General features: G+C 43.6%; 16 protein-coding genes. 2 read left to right on the top strand and 14 right to left on the bottom strand.

Annotated features, from left to right (window positions below; all coding sequences use genetic code 11):
• Positions 1 to 176: 176 nt before the first annotated feature.
• The 3 genes from ACXAD1_RS03430 to ACXAD1_RS03420 all read right to left on the bottom strand — a co-directional run bounded on the left by ACXAD1_RS03430 (position 177) and on the right by ACXAD1_RS03420 (position 6,468).
• Positions 177 to 3,695 (bottom strand): bifunctional 2',3'-cyclic-nucleotide 2'-phosphodiesterase/3'-nucleotidase, encoded by a 3,519-nt coding sequence (locus ACXAD1_RS03430; RefSeq protein WP_370224106.1) that lies wholly within the window; start codon positions 3,693 to 3,695, stop codon positions 177 to 179.
• Between the two features lie 262 nt (positions 3,696 to 3,957).
• Positions 3,958 to 5,196, bottom strand: coding sequence for an ATP-binding protein (locus ACXAD1_RS03425; RefSeq protein ID WP_370224107.1), 1,239 nt, complete (start codon positions 5,194 to 5,196; stop codon positions 3,958 to 3,960).
• Between the two features lie 138 nt (positions 5,197 to 5,334).
• On the bottom strand, positions 5,335 to 6,468 hold the full coding sequence (locus tag ACXAD1_RS03420; protein WP_206841812.1) for a zinc-dependent alcohol dehydrogenase: 1,134 nt from the start codon (positions 6,466 to 6,468) through the stop codon (positions 5,335 to 5,337).
• 257 nt (positions 6,469 to 6,725) lie between these two features.
• Here ACXAD1_RS03420 and ACXAD1_RS03415 point away from each other — a divergent pair, with 257 nt between their 5' ends.
• Complete coding sequence (locus tag ACXAD1_RS03415; RefSeq protein ID WP_474909480.1) at positions 6,726 to 7,982, top strand: S8 family peptidase; 1,257 nt, start codon at positions 6,726 to 6,728, stop codon at positions 7,980 to 7,982.
• 62 nt (positions 7,983 to 8,044) lie between these two features.
• Here the strand turns inward: ACXAD1_RS03415 and tatC are convergent, their stop codons facing one another.
• From tatC to ACXAD1_RS03395, 4 genes are all read right to left on the bottom strand, one after another.
• The gene (tatC, locus tag ACXAD1_RS03410; RefSeq protein ID WP_197204899.1) at positions 8,045 to 8,770 is read right to left on the bottom strand and encodes a twin-arginine translocase subunit TatC; all 726 of its coding nucleotides are present in this window, start codon (positions 8,768 to 8,770) and stop codon (positions 8,045 to 8,047) included.
• Between the two features lie 55 nt (positions 8,771 to 8,825).
• Complete coding sequence (locus tag ACXAD1_RS03405; protein WP_009335004.1) at positions 8,826 to 9,011, bottom strand: twin-arginine translocase TatA/TatE family subunit; 186 nt, start codon at positions 9,009 to 9,011, stop codon at positions 8,826 to 8,828.
• Positions 9,012 to 9,020: 9 nt separating this feature from the next.
• Positions 9,021 to 10,661, bottom strand: a complete 1,641-nt coding sequence (locus tag ACXAD1_RS03400) for a PhoX family protein (RefSeq protein WP_474909479.1) — start codon at positions 10,659 to 10,661, stop codon at positions 9,021 to 9,023.
• 180 nt (positions 10,662 to 10,841) lie between these two features.
• Positions 10,842 to 12,299 carry an alanine/glycine:cation symporter family protein gene (locus ACXAD1_RS03395; RefSeq protein WP_474909478.1) on the bottom strand — a complete coding sequence of 486 codons (1,458 nt, stop codon included), beginning with the start codon at positions 12,297 to 12,299 and terminating at the stop codon, positions 10,842 to 10,844.
• A gap of 270 nt (positions 12,300 to 12,569) precedes the next feature.
• Between ACXAD1_RS03395 and ACXAD1_RS03390 the strand changes: the two genes are divergently transcribed.
• A complete protein-coding gene (locus ACXAD1_RS03390) occupies positions 12,570 to 13,778 on the top strand; it encodes an MFS transporter (protein ID WP_206841801.1) in 1,209 nt (402 codons plus the stop codon).
• Between the two features lie 36 nt (positions 13,779 to 13,814).
• On the opposite strand, the gene ACXAD1_RS03385 is transcribed toward ACXAD1_RS03390, so the two are convergent.
• The 7 genes from ACXAD1_RS03385 to ACXAD1_RS03355 all read right to left on the bottom strand — a co-directional run bounded on the left by ACXAD1_RS03385 (position 13,815) and on the right by ACXAD1_RS03355 (position 21,631).
• Positions 13,815 to 14,162 (bottom strand): VOC family protein, encoded by a 348-nt coding sequence (locus ACXAD1_RS03385; RefSeq protein WP_474909477.1) that lies wholly within the window; start codon positions 14,160 to 14,162, stop codon positions 13,815 to 13,817.
• 101 nt (positions 14,163 to 14,263) lie between these two features.
• Positions 14,264 to 15,598, bottom strand: coding sequence for a CoA-disulfide reductase (locus tag ACXAD1_RS03380; RefSeq protein ID WP_474909476.1), 1,335 nt, complete (start codon positions 15,596 to 15,598; stop codon positions 14,264 to 14,266).
• 101 nt (positions 15,599 to 15,699) lie between these two features.
• Positions 15,700 to 16,488 carry a class II aldolase/adducin family protein gene (locus ACXAD1_RS03375; RefSeq protein WP_474909475.1) on the bottom strand — a complete coding sequence of 263 codons (789 nt, stop codon included), beginning with the start codon at positions 16,486 to 16,488 and terminating at the stop codon, positions 15,700 to 15,702.
• Between the two features lie 204 nt (positions 16,489 to 16,692).
• Positions 16,693 to 17,964: a S8 family peptidase gene (locus ACXAD1_RS03370; RefSeq protein WP_474909474.1), complete on the bottom strand. Its 1,272-nt coding sequence runs from the start codon at positions 17,962 to 17,964 to the stop codon at positions 16,693 to 16,695.
• 396 nt (positions 17,965 to 18,360) lie between these two features.
• Positions 18,361 to 19,422: an S-methyl-5-thioribose-1-phosphate isomerase gene (gene mtnA, locus ACXAD1_RS03365; RefSeq protein WP_206842642.1), complete on the bottom strand. Its 1,062-nt coding sequence runs from the start codon at positions 19,420 to 19,422 to the stop codon at positions 18,361 to 18,363.
• A 13-nt stretch (positions 19,423 to 19,435) separates the two neighbouring features.
• Entirely contained in the window at positions 19,436 to 20,659 is a 1,224-nt protein-coding gene (mtnK, locus tag ACXAD1_RS03360; RefSeq protein WP_474909473.1) for an S-methyl-5-thioribose kinase, read from the bottom strand.
• 156 nt (positions 20,660 to 20,815) lie between these two features.
• On the bottom strand, positions 20,816 to 21,631 hold the full coding sequence (locus ACXAD1_RS03355; RefSeq protein WP_206841750.1) for an STAS domain-containing protein: 816 nt from the start codon (positions 21,629 to 21,631) through the stop codon (positions 20,816 to 20,818).
• Positions 21,632 to 21,684 lie beyond the last annotated feature (53 nt).

Raw genomic sequence — 21,684 nt, 5'->3', positions numbered from 1 at the left:
TCAAATTAACATAAAGTTTTTAATAGTCTAACAATACTGTTATTTTAATATTTTGATAACATTTGAGTAGGTAATTTTAATCAATTTATCCGCCGCTAAAAGAAAAAACGGGTACCTATACCTATTTTCGAGGGATATAGAAAAGGAGCATCAGACTGCCTGATGCTCCCTTCCTGTTATTTATTCAATTTAGTAATTCTTCCTTCAACCGCCGGGTTTACTTCTTTCTGCTCTTTAATGTAGTTGATTAAAGCATCAAGGTCGACGATATCCACAGTGCGGTTCCTGCCGTTTAAAAGGGCGCTATAGCCGTCTCCACCATCAGCCATATAGTTGTTTACCGTCACAGAATATTCCTGTTCTGCAGCGATTGGCGTTCCATCGTTCTTTACTAAAGAAACAATCCGATCTCCAGCAGCTCTCGAAGAATCGTACGTCACCTTTAAGCCGGAAACATGCATGATTCTTTCTTTTGAACCCCATTGCTGTTCAAAAAGTTCTTTTATCTGGGCACCGGTCAATGTCAATGTCACAAGGTCATTTCCGAAAGGCTGTACCGTAAAAGCTTCTTTCCACGTAATATCTCCAGCATCAATGCCTGCACGGACGCCGCCTGAGTTCATGAAGGCAAAATCGGTATTGGTCTGCGCAATCATGGAATCTGCAATCAGGTTGCCCATCGGAGATTCTCCATCAGCATTTACCTCTCTCGTAATACCTGTTGAAGTATGACCGATGACTTCATTTAAAATCGGAGCGACATCAGCAATATAAGCATCAAGCATTTGCTTAATTTCTGCATCAGGTTCAACGTCACGTGTGGCGCTTACGATTTCAGCCTTTTTAGCAACAATATCTTTCGTCACTGGATCAATTGTTAAGTCCACATCGGAAAAAGCAGTTCCATAGGAATAAGATTGAACAAGCAATTTCCCGTCCACCACAGTATTTGTGTACTGATGGTTATGGCCGCCAAACATCACATCCACTTCATCATCAACTGCATTCGCAATGTCAGCGAGTTCCTCTTGAGGATTAGACCCATCTATATCGGACTTTACAGGGTTATGAGTAATGACCACAATCGATTTAACACCCTGTTCCTTCAGCTCAGCTGTGTACTTGTTGATTGCTTCCGCTTCGTCCGTGAATTCTACACCTGCCGTTCCGCTTGGCGTAACAATTCCAGGAGTATCGGAATAGGCAATGCCAATAAAGCCGACTGGCACTCCATTTACTTCTTTAATTACATAGGGATCAAGGATTGGCTCCTTTGTTGTTTCATCCACTACATTAGCTGCAACATACGGGAAGTTTGCTCCTTCAAACTCGCCATACTTCTCTACAGTTTTTGGATGGGCCCCGCCATTGATAAGGCGTCGCATTTCGTCTACCCCTTCATCGAATTCATGGTTGCCGACTGTACCTATATCAAAGCCGATCTCATTAAGCATTTTAATTGTTGGCTCGTCCTGAAGTAGGGCCGAAACAGGGGAGCTCGCCCCTACTGCATCACCTGCATGCAGCATAATTGTATTGGGATTCTCTGCTTCACGCTGTTTTAAGTGTGCAGCTAAATACTCGATTCCACCCGCATTCAAACCGGAATTAAATGTATCAAGCTGACCATGGAAATCATTGATCCCCAAAAGTTGGACTTCAAATGGCTTTGGCTCCGGGAATTGAAGCGAATATTTCGCAAAGCCATTGGCTGCTTCCCCCGCATAGCCGATTCCGCTGCCTTCAGCAATCGCATCCTTTGCATCCGGTGAAGATTCGAACGTTACATTTACGCCACCGGCAACCGGTGCAAATGACCAATTGGCATCTGCAGAAGGATCGATGGTTTGTTCTTCTCGGATATAATCAATGATCGCCTGGCGGTTTTCATCCGGATAAAGCTCTACTGCCGTGTTGTTTCTGACTCCAGGGAAAGTGCCGCTGGCCCGATAATTATTTGTCACAACGATGAATTCCTGATCCGGATCAATAGGTGCTCCGTTATACTGAAGATTTTTGATTCTGTTTGCATCAGCATTAACCTGCTTGCCATCTTTATCATACTTAGCAGGTTCTGTTACATCGATCTCATATGTCACACCATCGATTACATCATAGTTATAAGTAGGGAAATCATTATTAATGAGTGACTGTTCTCCCGCTTCATTATCTTTTATCTGATTGAACTGGCCTGCAGACATTTCAAGCCATTCCTTCACATCTGCCCCTTTAATTTTTACCGTAGCGACTGTATTCGGATACAGGTATAGATCGGCTACATTTTTAATGGCGATTGTGCCTTCAGGGATATATGTGTAATAGCTTGCCCCGTTGCGGCCGCCTGCTTTAAAAGGAGCTCCCGCCGAAAGCACTGGTGTATTTTCATCTGGTGTTCCTTTTAATTGCTTCTCAATATACCACTTCTGTGCATTCGTCACAATTTGAATGGACGGGTCATCTTTTACAAGTGCAAAATAGCTGTGGATATCAGCTGTTGTTTCCCCGACAGGCTGGCGGACATAATTCACGGTTCCTTCATGTTCTTCCTTTACAGCTTTCAAAATAGCAGGATCTGCATCTGCAAGGCTTTCCTTGACGGTCGCGCCGGATTCATTTTTATAGCTTCTGAAAATAGACCTTAAAGATGACTGGGAATCCTTAACCTCCCACTTGCCCTTTACCTTGGCAATAGTCAGGTCCATAACGCCAAGCTGATTGCCCCAGCTGCCCGGCATGATGAAGGGCACCCCGTTGACCGTTCCCTTTTCTGCATCCACTTCAGGAAGATCGGTGAAATCTCCCGGAAAATTCTTATGGTTGTGTCCGGAAATAACCGCATCAATGCCTTCTACTTTTGTTAAGTCGTAGGCTGCATTCTCTTCCATCTCAGCATATGCTGCGTCCCCCATGCCGGAGTGCGCAAGTGCAATGATAATGTCCGCACCCTCTTCTTTCATTTTAGGAATATTGGCTTCTACTGATTTTACAATGTCTTTTGTGATGATTTTTCCATCAAGATTGGCTTTGTCCCATTGTGTAATCTGCGGAGTCACAGCACCGATAACCCCAACCTTAATGACCTGTTTTCTTCCTTTTTCATCAACGACTTTTTTCTTGATGATTTTATATGGTTTAAAGTAATTTTTATCGTTTTCCGGATTATTATCATCGTCGTCTTTGTAGACATTGGCATTTACATAAGGAAATGGCGCATCATCCAGAACCTCATCCAGATAATCGAGGCCATAATTGAATTCATGGTTTCCTACCGTAGCGGCATCATAATCTAATAGTTCCATAGCCTTGAACACGGGATGCATTTCCCCATCCTCAAGCTGATCTACTTTTGCTTTATAATCGCCAAGCGGATTACCCTGAATGAGGTCTCCGTTGTCAAATAATAATGTATTCTTTGCTTCTTTTCTTGCCTGTTTGATTAAGGTAGCTGTTTTAGCCAGACCAAATTCAATGGTTTCTGCATCTTTATAGTAATCATAGTTATAAAGGTGTGTATGTATATCTGTTGTTCCCAGTATCCGCAGGCTTACTTCATGGCTGAATTTAATTTCCGGTTTCCCTGCATGATCAGGCTTTGCCGCCATGACAGAATCATATGAAATAGGAGCTGCTAAGACAGATAGGGCCATCGTTGTTGCGAGTATCGTCTTTCCAAGTTTGCGCATAGGCTTTTTCAAATGAATACATCTCCTCAAATTATAGTAGATTAGGATGATAACATTCATAATTCTATCTATTTTTAGACTTATTTGAGAATGAGCAATTAGTCGGAATTAACATAGGAAAATTATTAAATTTTTGTAAAAAAGAAGCCTATTTACCTAATAAAATACAGCACCCTCATAGGGTGCTGTACGATTTCGAATAGTATTATTATAATGTCAGTTACTATTTTCCAGGTCTGCCCTGAACATTAAATGACATCCTCCTGAATTCTTTTTATTGGGTTGGCTGCTCTATAGGAATAGTAAGGTTCACAATTGTCCCTTTCCCCTTTTCACTTTCAAAAGTGATTCCCGCCTTGTGTTCATCCACAATCTGCTTGGTAACCATCAGCCCTAAACCGGTTCCATCCGGTTTAGTTGTATAAAATGGATCCACGACCCGTTCCATATTTTCAGCATCGATCCCGCAGCCTTCATCTTTAATACTGATCAAAACCTGATCGCCCTCCGCCATTTTGGCCGAAATCAGGATCGTGCCGCCTTCTGTCATAGATTCCATCGCATTCTTAACCAAATTAATAAAAGCCTGCTTAAGCATATTTTCGTCGCACTGAATTTTAGGAACAGCTTCCAGATTTTCTGTTTCAAGACGGATGTTCTGATTGGCTGCCTGTTCATGTATGATCGAGATAACATAGTTAATCACTGCATTCAGTTCAACTCTTTTAAACATAGGCAGTCTTGGCTTGCTTAAGATCATAAGGTCATCGGCAATCAGATTAATGCGGTCGATTTCCTCAATCATGATTTTATAGCGGTCCTGATCTTCAGGATGTTTTTCCATCTGCAGCTGAGTAAACCCTCTTAATGCTGCTAAAGGATTTCTTACTTCATGGCCGACTGCCGAAGCCATCTGACCGACAGCAGCCAGCTTTTCAGTCTGGCGGAGCTCCTGGAAAACATGTGTCAGCGAGTGAATATAGGAATAGAAGCGGTTCAGCAGAACATATGAAACACTTGAAAAAATGGCCATAAGCACGATTGGCACCATTACCTTTTGGCTGCTCAACAGTAAGCCGGCAAGCAGATACTTCGCAATCATTCCGCCGGTTACTATCCAAAAATAGCGCTTATTCACAAAAATCGGTGAAAATATAATAAATAAAAGTTCTACTGCACTTCCGCTCTGAAATTCCTTCGATTCTCCGAAATAGATCAGCATGCTGTTACTAAAATCTATCAGGAAAAACCCTGCAAAAAATAAGTATTTTACCTGAAAAGGGCGTTTTGTCCTGATTAAATACAGCGCTAAAGGCAAGAGCCCGATAATAGCCAGATAATAACCCCATCCAAGCCCGCCCTTTGGAAGCCCGATGCTGCCGCCAGTATTGAGGGGAAGCAGATAATAATAAAACAAATCATAAAGTGTTAAAATGATATAGAATAGCCATATAAAAAGCATAACTGCTTTTGTTTCTTCTTTTATCAAAGTCTGTTGATTAAAGCCTTTCATCTACATGCTCCTTGGTTAACTCTATTAATATTGTGTCTTTAGCACTATTATATACGTTTATGTCGAAACATGTATAATATGTTATATTCTTAAACTTCAAAAAACCGGCCATGGGATATCCAGGCCGGTTTGTATTTATTACGGTTTTAAGATGACTTTAATGCAGTCATCTTCATGGTCATTAAAAATTTTATACGCACGATCTGCTTCTTCGAGAGGAATCTGATGAGTGATGATTGACTTCGGATCGAATTCCTTATTCGTTATTTTTTCAAATAGCTCAGGCATGTAGTGCACCACAGGGGCCTGGCCCATTTTAATGGTGATGTTTCTCGAGAAAAATTCCTCGAGCGGGAACATATTATAAGTCAGCCCGTACACACCGGTCAGCTGGACAGTACCAAATTTACGGACTGCTTTCGTCGCGATTTGGATCGGGCCAAGCGTTCCGCCCTGGAGCTTAAGCTTCTGTTCTATTTTCTCTACAGCGGATTTCTTCCCGTCCATGCCGACGCAATCAATGACGACATCAGCTCCGCCCTGGGTGATTTCCTTTATATATGCTCCCATGTCATCATATTTCGTAAAGTCATAGACTTCCACATCATTGGTAAGCTTGGCGTGATTGAGGCGGTAATCGAGATGATCTACTGCAATTACCCGTTTAGCTCCTTTCATCCAGGCAAATTTCTGAGTCATTAACCCGATGGGACCGCAGCCGAGGACGACGACCGTGTCTCCCGCTTTAATGCCTGAATGTTCCACGCTCCAATAGGCTGTCGGCAGAACGTCCGATAAAAAGAGCAGTGATTCATCCTCCAGCTCGCACGACTCCGGTATAACAAATGGCATGAAATTGCCAAACGGCACCTTGAGAAACTCTGCCTGACCGCCCGGATGGTTTCCGTATTTCTCAGTATAGCCAAAATAGCCGCCTGAATCATTATGCGGGTTCGAATTATCACATTGGCTTTCCATATTATGCTGACAATAGAAGCAATGCCCGCACGATACATTAAATGGTATGACCACCCTGTCGCCTTTCTTTACCCTTGTCACATCAGGACCTGTCTCCTCAATGATTCCCATGGGTTCATGCCCGATAACATAGCCGGGCCGCAATGGCATATTCCCCTGATATAAATGAAGGTCCGATCCGCAAATGGCAGTTGAGGTGATCCGGACAATGACATCATCCCGCTTTTCAATTTTGGGATCCTCCACATTTTTTACTTGAATATCTTTCGCTCCCTGGTAGGTTACTGCTCTCATATTTCACACTCCCTTATCGACTTTATAGACTTTTACCCTCCTTATTGCATGATTAACTTCACAATATGAAATATTTACCTATTACTGAAAGAATATTATTATGCAAGTGAGGATGCCTGTCTGGGGTTTTTTGATAGAAATGATAAATTTAAGCAAATATAGGCCCAAAGTAATGTTTTATTATTCTGAATTTTATAAATATAATAGAGTTACAGCTCTTCAGCTGTGACCATACATATTCTGAGAGGAGATTTTGAATGAAGAAAAAAAGAGTCATTGGGTCAGCAATACTAAGTGCAGCAATGGGACTATCCGTATTTGCGTCAGGGGCATTCGGTCAGCAGGTTGTGAGCAATGAAACCTATCGGGTCGTCATTCAGGGCCCAAGTGCAGAAAAAGCAAAGGCAAAATCGAACTATGGAGTACGATGGGATTTTGGACAGAATGGTTTTACTACTACAGTAAATGCTAAACAGTATCAGGCACTTTTAAAAAATAAAAACTTAAAGATTGATAGAGTTGAAGAAGTTAAGAACTCACCTGTGACCGCAGCGAAACCTGGATCGGGGGCTGCATCAGCTCCGGCAGATGGTACACCTTGGGGAATTGAGGCCATTTACAATGACAGCTCCATCCAAAGCACTTCAGGCGGAAACGGGGTAAAAGTTGCCGTTCTGGACACAGGAGTAAATACAGCACATGCTGATCTCGCCGGGCAAGCTGAACAGTGCAAGGACTTTACACAAAGAAAGTCCCCTTTAATTGACGGAAGCTGCGGGGACAAGAACGGACACGGCACACATGTTGCGGGTACTGTGCTGGCTCATGGCGGCGAGAACGGACAAGGTGTTTACGGAGTAGCGCCAGACGCAGATCTTTGGGCATATAAGGTGTTAAACGACAGAGGATCAGGGTATTCTGATGACATCGCAGGAGCTATTAAGCATGCGGCCGATGAAGCGGTCCGCACAGGATCTAAAGTGGTCATTTCCATGTCATTAGGTTCAAGCTCTAAGAGCACATTGATTGCGGATGCAGTTGATTACGCCTACAGCAAAGGTGTCCTCGTAGTTGCTGCTGCCGGAAACGATGGTCCTGCCGATAATACGATTGGCTATCCCGGCGCATTAGTGAATGCTGTTGCAGTGGCCGCTCTGGAAAATGTTCAGCAAAATGGTTCATACCGTGTTGCCGATTTTTCATCAAGGGGCAACCCTGCAACTGATGGCGACTACCTCATCCAGGAGCGTGATGTCGAGGTGTCTGCACCAGGCAGAGCGATTGAATCCACATGGTATGATGGCAGCTACAGCACAATCAGCGGCACATCCATGGCTACTCCTCATGTATCCGGATTGGCTGCTAAGATCTGGGCCCAGAATCCATCAATGTCCCATGCACAGCTTCGCACCGAGCTTCAGAACCGCGCCAAGCAAAATGATATTCTTGGCGGAACGGGAGCTGCCGCTGGTGACGATTATGCATCAGGCTTTGGCTTCCCGCGAGTAAAGTAAGTGAATAATAGAAAAGCTTGGACATTGCGGTCCAAGCTTTTTTGTTCTGATTTAAATTAAAGTTACTGCAAGAGAGCCTGCCTTTTCTGCTTTCGGTTATAAATGATTTTGGACAGGCTCACACTCGCCTCGTACAGCAGCAGAAGAGGCAATGTGACCAATATATCTGAAATAAAATCAGGGGGTGTAACCAAAATCGCAACCACAATCAGCACGAAATATGCATACTTCCTTATCTTCTGCAGTGAATAAGGATTTAGGATGCCAAGACTGGTCAGGAACATAATCACAACCGGAAGCTCAAACAGGAAGCCGAATGGCAGTGTTAAATGCAGCACGAATCGAAAGTATTTTTCCGTTGTAAAAAAGGCGGTGAACATATCTCCTGATAAGGTCATTAAAAAATTCAGAACCAGCGGCAAAAGGATGAAATATCCGAATGCTATACCGGTAATGAACAGGAAAAATAACGCGGGAATATAGGATAAGGCCACCTTTTTCTCCATTCCGGTAAGTGCCGGGCTGACGAACAGCCAGATTTGATGGGCAGCAACCGGGATGGCGGCTGCAATGGCGACAACAGACGCAAGCATGAAATAGACCCATAAAATCTCAGAGGGTCCGAGAACAGCCAATTTAAAGTCCAGATCCCTAACCAGCCACTGGTAAATGTCGCTGACAAAAATAAAGGATAGTGCCAGGAACGCTATAAAGACAGCAGCTATAATCATCAGCCTCTTCCGGAGCTCTTCAAAATGCTGGAGAACATTTACTGCCTCATTATTCATATTAATCACCTCAATATAAAAGGAAGGAAGATATCCCTCCCTTCCCTATTCATTCTTATAGCAATTCTTTTTTCTTTTCTTCCGGCTGTTCGTCGGAAACAAGTTCGCGTGTGGATTTCTTGAATTCTTTCAGGGTTGTGCCGAATGCCCTTCCGATTTCAGGAAGCTTGGATGGGCCGAAAATGATCAGCGCCAGCACTAGAACAATTATCAATCCTGGTATCCCGATATTTGATAGCATAGTAACCTCCTAGTATTTAAAGCCTGTAATCGCCACAACTCCCGGACGCGGCATAGTATCTCCCTTGCGGTGCGGCCATTTGCTTGTCAGATTGTTCAGGTCTTCCGTCTCTTCTCCCGGATGCTGAATGGACAGGAACAGGGTTGTCTCGTTTGGTGTAAAGGATGGGCCAGTTAGTTCCGCTTCAACTGGAGCTGAAGCAAACTGAAAGGCTTCACCGGTATTTTTTCCGATCGTCGGGATGACGAACATGCCATTGTTGGCGAAATGCGTGTAGATTCCTGTATTCAGCTTGCTTGATGACATATCTGTTACAGTCCAAAGATTGCCAAGGCTGTCGAAAGTCAGATTATCAGGTGCACTAAATCCGCTCTGTTTTCCGCCGGCTGCGAAGATTTCAAAATCAAAAGTCAGTGCCCCCAGGTCATCTCCTTCTTCGATAAATCTGGTAATATGGCCGTGGAAGTTGCCATGTTTATCATTGTTGGTGTGGGCAATGAATACCGTTTTATCGAACGGGCTGATTTCTACATCTTCTGGACGGTCAGTAGGCGTTCCGCCCACAAGCAGAGCTGCTTCATGGCAGTGAACAGCCACATCAGCCTGTGTCTGGAATTTCTTTAAAAGGTCTGCATCCCCCTTGACGGCTTTCTGCACATTTTCGATCGTTAATGGCACCCATTTTCCGCTGCCCATATTAGCCACATAAAGTGTCCCTTCTTCCAGAAGGTCTGCGTTGGCTTTTCCGCGGGACTTTACATATTTATTTTTGCTGATGAACTTATACACGCATGCATCCTTTTTATCATCACCCATATATACCACAACCCGATTGTCATTGGTCAGGCCAACTGCTGCATTTTCATGGTTGAAACGGCCAAGGGCTGTGTGCTTGCGCGGCTTAAAATTAGGATCAAACGGATCGATTTCCACAATCCAGCCATAATGTGTATCATTTAATCCTGCATCCTTAGAGGTAGATTCGAAATTTTCCTCAGCTGATAAAACTGTGCCCCACAATGTCATGCCGCCAGAACAATTGGCAAAGGTCCCCTGTACATTCGTTGCACCGCCCACTGCTTTTGAACCTTTGGCAGGACCTGTAAGCTGGAACGGAGTCAAGCCTGTAATACGGCGCGCATATTTGGAATCCGTATCCATTTTCCATGTACCTTCTTTATCACGGTAGACCTCGATTATCGATCCGCCCTGGTTGTAAAGCATTTTCTGAATTTGCGCTGCGGTATATTTGCCATTTGCCGGCCTTGCACCATGAACAAATAGATCGCTTGAATATTCATGATTCACCCATAAGAGACCGCGCCTATCCTTATCAATTGGAAAATATAATGTAAAGTCATTGTTAAAGCCGAATGTATCGCCTTTTTTGTTAATGACATCCCCATAGGCTGCCACAACATCGTATTTGTATCCACGCGGCAAAACAAGATCGTCTTTATCTGTCGGGTCAATCGGCTTAAAATTCAAACCAGAGATTTTCTTCTGGAATCCGAATAAATGGGAGGCTGCCTCAACACCCTTAGCTTCCGCTCTTGGAACCATTGCCCCCAAACCAGTCGAAGCTACAGTCAATGCTCCCACACCTGTACCTACATACGTTAAAAACTTGCGGCGATTCAATTCAGTCATCCTAAGCACCTCTTCATATTATTTGAAATGATTGCATCGTATTTATGTACCAAACCCAAGTACAATACTAAAAGATGAATATTAAGAGAATGCTAAGAAATAACCTGAAAATTGTAAAAGTAGATTTAAAAATTGTAAAAAAAAATGCCCGGCATCAGCCGGACAACTATTATCTTTCTATTAAGATACTTTTTCTTCCTGAGGCTTGTATTCCTCTTCCCAATACTCAGCATTTTTAATGCCGAGCTTCTTGGAATTGAATACTGGGTCAAGACCTTGTTTCTTCTGGGCCTCGTAATCTTTCAGTGCAATCAGAGCCGGTTTTCTTAAGATAACGATGGCAATTAAATTCAGCCAAACCATTAGTCCCAAGCCAACATCTCCGAGTGCCCACGCCAGGCCTGCTGTTTTAACAGCACCATAGAATGTTGCAGCAAGCAAGACAATCTTCAGAATAAACATCGCCAGCTTGCTGTTCTTGCCGCTAATCAGGTAAGCTACGTTTGTTTCAGCCATATAGTAGTAGGCCATGATGGTTGTGAAAGCAAAGAAGAAAAGAGAAACAGCAACGAATCCGGCACCGAAGCCTGGAAGAACAGATTCAACAGCTGCCTGTGTATAACCAGGACCAGCTTCCACTCCTGGAAGGTTTTCTACAATTGGAGTCTTTCCATCAGCACCGACTGTATTGAACATTCCAGTAAATAGAATCATGAAAGCTGTTGCGGAACATACGAATAGCGTATCAATATATACAGAGAATGCCTGCACAAGACCTTGCTTGGCAGGATGGGAAACCTCAGCAGCTGCAGCAGCATGCGGGCCTGTACCCTGACCAGCTTCGTTTGAATAAATTCCGCGTTTTACACCCCAGGCGATTGCGCTTCCGATAATTCCCCCAAAAATGGAGTCTGCGCCAAAGGCACTGCTGAAAATTAACGAAATTACACCAGGCAGCTCACCAATGTTCATGGCAATAATAATTAAAGCGACTAAAATATAACCCACTGCCATAAAAGGAACCGTATATTGAGCTACAGTTGCAATACGCTTAACACCGCCGAAAATAATCAGTGCAAGTAACCCGATAATTATAAGACCTGTTACTGTTTTATCTATCCCGAATGCATTTTCCATTCCAAGTGCAATTGAGTTTGACTGGATGCCAGGCATTAAAAGCGCCATAGCCAGCAATGCAGAAATAGCGAAAAGGACTGCAAACCATTTAATTCCGATTCCCTTTTCAATATAATAGGCCGGACCGCCTCGGTAAAGCCCATCTTTTTTCACTTTGTAAATCTGTGCCAGCGTTGATTCAACGAATGCACTGCCTGCTCCGATAAAAGCGATGGCCCACATCCAGAATACAGCACCAGGTCCACCCATTGCGATGGCAGTCGCAGTACCTGCGATGTTACCAGTTCCTACACGGCCGGAAAGAGCAATAGATAAGGCCTGGAAAGACGAAACGCCCGCTGCGGAACTTTTTCCTTGAAACATGAGCAGTACCATATCCTTGATATGGCGGACCTGCAAAAATCGAGTTAAGACTGAGAAGAACAACCCTATTGCTAAACAGATGTAAATAACAGGTGTGCTCCATAATATGCCGTTTAGCTGATTAACAAAAGCTTCCAAATAACTTCCCCCTTTTTCATATATATTCTGAATCTTTTTCCTATTAGGAATTATAGAATAAATACTGTTATAAGACAATGTTTTTTTCACGGACTCTGGTAAAAATGTCATAGAAATTTTGGCATTTCCCTTAAAAAAACCCGTTTTTATCATAGTTTACAGGATATATAAAGATTAGGGTAATAGCACATAACCCTTCCTCTTTTTTGAAATTTTTAGTATTATATATTTAGGGAAACGAAATGTTGACCGGAAAGAAGTGTTTCAAACATGATAAAACAGACGAAAAGAAATTTAATGATCATGTGGTTTGCCAATTTCTTTGTGGCAGGCAGCATGACGATGGTGCTTCCCTTTATTTCGTTATATATAGAAAGTTTTGGCGACCACTCTCCAACTTATGTGCAGCATTGGTCAGGGTGGACGTTTGCGATCACATTTGTGACTGCGTTTCTTTTTTCACCTGTGTGGGGAAGAATCGGGGACCTTTTTGGGCGAAGGAAAATATTGATTCTGTCCGGAATCGGGATGGGCATTTCCATCTTCCTGATGGGGTACGTGACAAACGTCTGGCAGCTGTTTTTTCTCAGGCTGTTTACGGGAATTTTTACAGGCTTCATCGGAATGTCCCAGGCGTTTATTTCCACGCAGACTCCGAAGGAAATTGCCGGCAGGGTGATGGGGACACTGCAGACCGGAAGCATTACAGGTTCATTGATGGGCCCTCTTCTCGGCGGAGTCCTCGCTGATTTATTCGGATTTTCAGATACCTTTAAATGGACCTCCATCGCCATCTTTGTTTCTGCCTTTCTTGTTTTTTTTACAAAAGAACACAAAGTTCAAACAAAAAAGGGCGAGCAGACAAGGTATTCAAGCAAGGCAGTCATCCAGCATATTATCAGCAATCCTGTCCTGCTGACAGTTATGCTGATATCAACGCTTGTTCAAATCGCCCACTTCAGCATCCAGCCTATATTATCTTTATATGTCAGTGAATTGCATGGACCGGAAAATCTGGCATTCTTTGCGGGAATTGCTTTTTCGGCTGCAGGGCTTGGCAATCTGCTGATGGCCAGGCAATGGGGAAAAATCGGAGACCAGCACGGCTATATTAAAACATTGGTTATTCTCCTCTTCCTCGCAGGCGTGTTTTATCTGCCGGGAGGATTTGTCTCAAACATGTGGCAGCTTGTTCTTGTCCGCTTCGCGCTTGGAATAACCATCGGAGGCATCATCCCTGTCCGGATCGCTTATATCCGCCAGGAAGCACCGGTCGCCATGCAAGGTGAAGTGCTTGGCTACAACACTAGCCTCCGCTTTTTCGGCAACATCATCGGACCGGTCATCGGCGGTTTGATCTCAGGCTATCTGGGTTTTTCTGCAGTGTTCGTTGTCACAAGCTTACTCCTCATCCTGAGCGGGCTGATTCTGCTCGGAGCGATGAACCGCCATCCCAAGCTTGCGAAGGATTCTTATTAGTAACTGGAAAAGCTGCCTTAAAAAGGCAGCTTTTCATTATTCTTTAAAATGGCATACGCCAAGCTTATTGCCGTCAGGATCTTCAAACTCAAACCACTTTACCGTTTCATCCGCCTGGATTGGACCGGTTTTCACCTTTTGTCCTGCCAGATGCTGATGTGCTTCATCAATATCGGAAACATAAAAGTTAAATGGCATATGAGAGGAAGGAATTACTTTTTCAGAACACACAAGGGTTAATGGCGTTTCTCCGATTTCCAGGGCTGCATACCCTCCCTTGTCATCCCTCCACCTTACCGGGAAACCAAGCACTGTACTGTACCATTCAATGGCTTTTCCAAAATCAGTAACCTGCAGAAAGACTGTATCGATTCTTGTAAACATTTGAGCCTCCATAAAAAGGATTTTATATGGAGTTTATTCAACATCTTCTTACAAAAACCTTCTGAGAAAATTAAAAAGCCAGCGTTTCCACCGACTTTAATCTATTTTTTCGCTGCGTTGCTTGCGATATGGACAGCATCCCATACACCTGCAAAAGGCGGGGCATAACAGAGATCCACCATGCCAAGTTCTTCTGCTGCCATATGATTGTGAATGGCAACGGCAAATACGTCAATTCGGAGAACCACCCCTTTATTGCCGATGGCGTGGGCTCCGAGGATTCGATTTGTTCCTTTTTCGCAGATCAGCTTGATCCAAATAGGAGTCTGATTCGGGTAGTAGCTTGGATGGTCTGCGGCTTTCACGAATTCAGTTGTATAGCCAATGCCAAGCATTTTTGCATCCTCCTCGGAAAGTCCCGTTCTTCCAAGCTCCATATTAAAAATTTTAATCGCGGCGCTTCCCAGAGTTCCTACATATTTTTCATGGCTGCCGGCTATATTGGCCCCAGCCAGCCGGCCGCATTTATTCGCGTTTGTTCCAAGCGGAATATAATCATTTTCTTCAAGCACTTTGTGATAAACCTGAGCGCAGTCACCCGCTGCATAAACACCTTCAATATTGGTCTGCATTTCACGGTCAATGATGATGGCTCCATTTTTAGCCAGCTCTATACCCGATCCTTCCAGAAACTTCGTAGCAGGCTTTACACCTACAGCAACTAGCACTAAATCTGCTTTATAAGTACCTTTATCCGTTTTGACACTCTCCACTTTCCCTTTGCCGCTGAAGCTTTCTACCTTTTCTCCCAGGTTCATTTCTACACCGTGATCACGAATTTCTTTTTCAGCGATATCTGTTATTTCCTTATCGAAAGGAGCCAGGATTCTCTCGCCCATTTCAATGACACGCACATTTTTGCCGAGGGTTTTCATCGCTTCAACCACTTCGATTCCAATATAGCCTCCGCCGACAATGACAACATCTTTCACTTCTGATTTGCAGGAAATTTCTTTTAATATCATCCCATCTTCCATTGTTTTCAGCACTTGTACGTTCTCAAGATCGGCTCCAGGAAATGGGGGCAAAATGGGAAACGTGCCTGTTCCGATCATCAGCTTATCGTATGTATCCGTAAACATTTTTCCTGATGCAAGGTCTTTAACTGTTACTTCCTTCTTGCTTGTATCCACTTTTAATACTTCATGCTGAAGATGTGTTTTGATGTTCCTCTCAGAAAATTGCTCCTGTGTTCTTGCGATCATTTTCCGGTAATCGTCATTTTCTCCAGATATATAATAAGGAAGACCGCAGGCACCGTAAGATAAAAATTTGCCTTTTTCATAGACGGTAATTTCAGCATTTTCATCCATTCTCCTTAATTTCGATGCGGCAGACATACTTGCAGCCACCCCGCCAATGACCAGCAGTTTCATCGGAATCTCTCCTCGCGTTTCAATAAGGTATTCAAGATAGGTTTCGTTAAAAGTTTAAAATTATACAACATTGCTATACCCTTATAGCTATCCCATTATGGCTATTTTAAAACGTTTTTCAGGACTTCTTCCGTTACCTTTCGCACAATGCTTTCGATCATTTCTTCCGGCAGGCCGGGGGCTGTCCGGATTTTCTTCTCACTGCCTGGAACCGGTATTCCACCTGTTTTAATGCCCATATTCTCTCGGATTGAGATCAGCTCTGCAATTTGTTCTGTGCTTAGTTCGTTTGACTTTTGCATGATGTGTTCGGAATACAGCAGCATGAGTGCATAGTGTTCCAGTGATTCCATACGAAAATAGGCCTCTGTGATGTCCCTGCCCCAGGTTAGGGCTCCATGGTTAGCAAGAAGAACGGCATTGTAACCCCTGCAGTAAGGGGCAATTGAATCAGGCACTTCCTGTGTGCCCGGAGTGGCATACGGGGCAACCGGCACTTTGCCCAGCAGGACTATCGCTTCCGGTGATACAGGTTTTTCCAGGCTGATTCCGGCTATGGCAAACGAAGTGGCGACAGGCGGATGGGCATGGACAACTGCCTTTGCTTCAGGGTTTTCCTGATACACTCTGAGGTGCATTTTTACTTCGGATGATGGCTTCAGATTGCCTTCAAGCACATTTCCAGAAAGATCCACTTTGACCATCATTTCAGGGGTCATAAACCCTTTGCTTACACTGGTTGGTGTTGTCCAGAGTTCATAGTCCCCCACCTTAATGGAGATATTTCCGTCGTTTGCTGCAACGAAGTTCTTATTGTACACTCTTCTGCCGATTTCGCAGATCAGTTCCTTTGCTTCCCAATCGCTTACATATTTATTTTGAACAGCCATGGCTGTCAGCTCCCTTCCTAAACACATTCACTCCTTATTGTATATTCAAAAACAATTTGCATCAGCAATTTTTATAAGTTTTCTTCTTTCGCTAAAATATGATCATTTCCGCGGAAATATTATGTAATTCGCGGTCATTCATTCTATAAAAAAAACCGCCGATCAGAGGATCGGACGGTTCTTCGGGGGTATGATGATGCTTGCTTATTTCACACGAGGATATCCAAAGCCTGATGCATAATCGTCACCAGCTGCTGCTCCGTATCCGCCTTTAATGTCATATTGCTTGGCACGGTTTTGAAGCTCTGCACGAAGCTGAGTATGACTCATGGATGGGCTGGATGACCAAATTTTTGCTGCAAGGCCGGCTACATGAGGTGTAGCCATGGATGTTCCGCTAATCGTGTTATAGCCTCCGTTATACCAAGTAGACTCGATGCTTGCTCCCGGTGCAGACACTTCCACGTCTTTTTCCTGAATGACATAGTCACCGTCAGTGCTAGGGTTTCCGCGGGACGAGAAGTTGGCTACACGGTATGTACCGTTTTGCTGAACGTTTTCAAGGGCTGCAACCGCAATCGCATTCTTTAATGCTCCAGGATAGCCGATTGTATTAGCGCTGTAGCCGGAATTTCCTGCTGCGGCAACAACAAGGACACCTTTGCTGTAGGCATAATCAACCGCACTGCTGATTAGAGAATCTTTACCGCTTGAACCAAGTGACATATTGATGACCACTTTTGATCCTGTACGGGATGCTTCGTCTGCAACATGGCGGATTGCTGCTGCAATATCATCTGAGTAGCCTGAGCCATTATCGCCAAGCACCTTGTATGCCCATAATTTCGCCTGTGGAGCTACTCCATAAATTCCCTGTCCATCATATCCCCCATGTGCCAAAACGGTCCCGGCTACATGTGTGCCATGTCCCTGACGATCAGTGCATGAGCCATTTACAATCGGGCTGGATTGAGTGAAATCCTTACATTGCTCTGCTGAGCCTTCCAGGTCGATATGACTTGTATAAACACCTGTATCAAGAACAGCAACCTTAATTCCGCTTCCGCCTGACGTACTCGTAATGCTGCTGTTATTATAGATGGAAGCAATTCCCCATGGTGTCTGATCACTAGGATATCCTGCTGCCTGAATAGAAACAGAATCTTTCTTGGACGCTTCCGTTCTGGCAGTATCAAGAGTAACTTCGTTTACCTTTTCAATCTTTAAGTTCTTATTTTTCATCAGTGCCTGGTATTGCTTTGCATTGACTTCCGCTGTCATGCCATCGCTGCCAAAATCCCAGCGCTTGTCCACCTGTGAATTCAGAGATGCTTTGGCGTTTGACGGCCCCTGGATTAATACCCGATAGGTTTCGTTTTGAGACTCTGGCTCTTTTGCAAATGCCCCCGCTGTGAAAACTGATAAACCCATAGTCATACTTAGAAGTGCTGCTCCTAATGCCCTTTTTTTCTTCATCCTTTTTCTCCTCTCGAATCTATATTTTTTCCTGTCGTTTCTTGTTGTAATTAAAGTATATTTAAAATATTCAGACTCTAACAATATGCTAAATTATTTAATTATCAGACTTTGGAATCAGGCCCAGAAACATAGCTTCAAAAAAAGTAACAGGGATTTAGACGGGTTTACAATTGGTTTTTACTCTCTGCGCATTGGTTACTTCATAAATTTTCCATAATTAAAAGTATTACCCCAAATTAAATAGTACATTTGATTGATGAAAAGAGTTAAATTACACTCTTTCTTTATCGGAATCAGGGATATTTTCCTAGTTGAACGCTTTAAAGATATGAAGAATAGAAGCAAAAGCATGAAAATGCCTCCTGACCACTGGGCCAGGAGGCTATATTATTTCTATTTAAACATTTTAGACAGACTTTCAGTGAACGGCGCATAAGCTATGCCATTCTCCGTGATAATGCCTGTGATCAGTTCATGATCTGTTACATCGAATGCTGGATTATAGGTTTGCACACCCTCTGGCGCCATCCGCTTTTCGTACCATTTAGACGTAATCTCTTCTGAATCTCTTAATTCAATATGAATATCGTCCCCTGTCTGGCATGCGAGATCGACTGTTGACAGCGGGGCACAAACATAGAATGGTATTTTATAATGTTTTGCAAGAATCGCAACGCCTGATGTTCCAATCTTATTGGCTGCATCCCCATTGGCTGCAACACGGTCACAGCCGACGAGTACCGCTTGAACCTTGCCTTCTTTCATGACGATGCTGGCCATATTATCGCAGATCAGCGTAACATCGACCCCTGCTTCTTCGAGCTCCCATGCAGTCAGGCGGGCCCCCTGCAGAAGCGGACGGGTTTCATCGGCATATACTTTAAAATCATAGCCCTTTTCCTGCCCTAAATAAATCGGAGCAAGAGCTGTCCCATATTTAGCGGTCGCAATCGTACCGGCATTGCAGTGTGTCAGAATGCCCCATCCAGGCTCGAGAACGGAAAGCGCGTGCTGTCCGATCGACTCGCACACTTTTTCATCCTCAGCGCGGATTTTTTCTGCTTCCACTTTCAGGGCTTGCTTTATATCAGCTGCTGCTTTGCCTTCTTCCTTCTGAAAACAGGCTTCCATGCGGTCGAGCGCCCAAAACAGATTAACCGCAGTTGGCCGCGATGACGCCAGGAATTCCTTCGCCTTTTTAAAATCCTGATAAAGTTCTTCATAGCTCACTGCCGCTGATTGCTTTGTGCCCAAATAGACACCGTAAGCCGCGGCTATTCCAATGGCAGGTGCACCTCGGACCTTTAAATGATAGATTGCATCCCAAATATCCTTTAACTCTTTCAAATGCAAAAAGTTCTTTTCATTCGGCAGAACTGTTTGATCTAATAGAATAAGCGTGTCGGTTTCATCATCCAATCTGACAGACTGGATGACATCCACTGGTTTCCCCATCATGCTGCCTCCTTTAGAATCTTTTTTCACAGTCTTTTAGCACACGCACAAAATCCGCTCCTGTTTTAAAAGATTCCCTATCCATAATAAACATTTTACCGGCTGCCAGACAAATTTTTTCCGCTGCAGCTCTGCTGCTGTAATCTTCAATGGAGGTGACATCCTTTACAGATGCCAGCCCGATAATTCTCCTGCACAGTTCAAGTCCGGCTGCAGCTGCTGTGTCACGCAGAACTGTATCCAGATAATATTCTTTAAATCCCTCATAGCGCGCTGTTTGCTCAGTTGCTTTCGCATCCCATGCCTGTACAAATTTCGTTTTGAACAAGTCGATAATATCTTCCATTGTATTTTCGAGATATTCCAGCTGAACCTGTCTTTCTTCACCATCAGCCATTGTATATTTCGCGTTCACATAGGCGAAAATCAAGTTGGCGATCACATTGCCTACATCGTAGCCGGCTGGGCCGGAGAAGGCGAATTCGGGATCAATGATTTTAGTAGAATCTTCTTTGACAAAAATCGAGCCTGTGTGCAGATCGCCATGCAGCAGGGACTGGGCATGGGTCATAAACTCGAATTTAAGCTTTGCAGTTTCAAGCTGAAGCTTTGAATCTTCCCAAATTTCCCTTCTGGCAAATTCCCTGATACCTTCAAACACTTCATTTCTAGGACAGTCGTAAAACGGTTCTGTGAAGACGAGATCCTCTGAAATTTCGCACAATTCCGGGTTGATGAATTTTTGGACCAGCTCTTTCTTTTCCTTGTGCCCCATTACGACATCGGAAGTAAGCAATAGGGTATTTACCAGGAATGTCGAGATATGGTCAGCAAACAGCGGAAACTTTTTATGCTGCATTAAGGCTGTTCTCATAATGGTGTAATCAGACAGATCCTCCATCGCGGTACAGTTCATTATAGGATCGTAGCTAAACACTCTAGGCACGAAACCTGAAGCTAATTTGTTCTGCAGATCCAGAATTTCGTATTCAATGCGGTTACGGTCAGGAGAAAGCTTAAATTCATCTGAGATTCTGGCAACCGGTCCAGCCTGCTTGATGATCAGTGACTTATTGTGTTTATGGTCAGTCAGCTTGAATACATAGTTTAAATTGCCATCGCCAATTTCCCTGCAATCCAAATCAGCATCTGGAGCAAAATAATTCAGTCTGGTTTTGGCATATTCAATGGCTTCCTGTTCAGTCATTGTAAAATAAGCGGATGTGAAAACAGTCATGCAAAAAGCCTCCAATACGAATCTTTTTGATAGTCTCTATGATTTTGTGAATTTAATATATTTGAAAATATCTAAATACTATCATGTGATTGGGGGTTCGACAATATTTTTTTATATAAAAAGAAGCCGCTTTATGAGCAGCTTCAATCATTTCATTTATTTAATGCTTCTAATCGCCTGGAGGACGTTCGAATAGACTTCAAGGGATGATAAATCAATGCCAAGTGTAACGGCTTTCTTTGCCAAATCGGGTCTGACACCTGTGGCAATTGTGTTGACACCGATCAGAAGGAGGATATTCCGGATATCAAAAATATGCTTGGCGATTTCAATATCTATATTCACCGTGCCGGAAAAATCGATAATTAAGGTTTCGATTCCCAGCTGGCTTACCCGCGGAACTGTTTTCTCAATGATGATCTGTGCTCTGTCATAGTCAATATTCCCGATCAATGGAAGGATTGCAATACTGTCCTGAATCGGTACGATGGTTGCCGAAAGCTCATTTACCTGGGATTGAGTCTCCTTTAATTGTTCCTCGGAGTGGCGCTCAAAAGCGAATACGGTTTCATTAATGCTGATGTCGAGTATGTAGTTTACTTTTTTCACAATAGAAATAACTTCATCCGCTGTTAGCTCAAACTCTTTCCCTATATTGCGCAATCTATCGGTAAAAACGAGGCGAGTGTCCGGATATCTGGTGACTATATCGGAAATTTTTCCTCCCATGGAGGCAGCCCGTTCGCCGTTTCCTTTGCTCCATTCGACCAATCCTTCAGGAACCCGGTCTTCAATGTTCGCAATCATGGTTCCCAGATATTTTATAAACTCAACATACATCGAAACGGCCGCATCAAATTCCTGTCTGGGAATTTCGAAACCAAACCGGTTTACAATTTCTGCAACAATCTCTTCGGATAAAACCTCCGCATTTTGAGTAAGATACGCTGAAACATTTTGAATTGGCTCCATATGTGTGTATATCCCCTCTCTTATATGTTGCTTCGATTATATCCTACTATATC

This window comes from Cytobacillus sp. ABV4_503, assembly GCF_056158445.1.
Note: the sequence above shows the minus strand (reverse complement) of the source record. Positions and strands in the feature narration are given on the sequence as shown.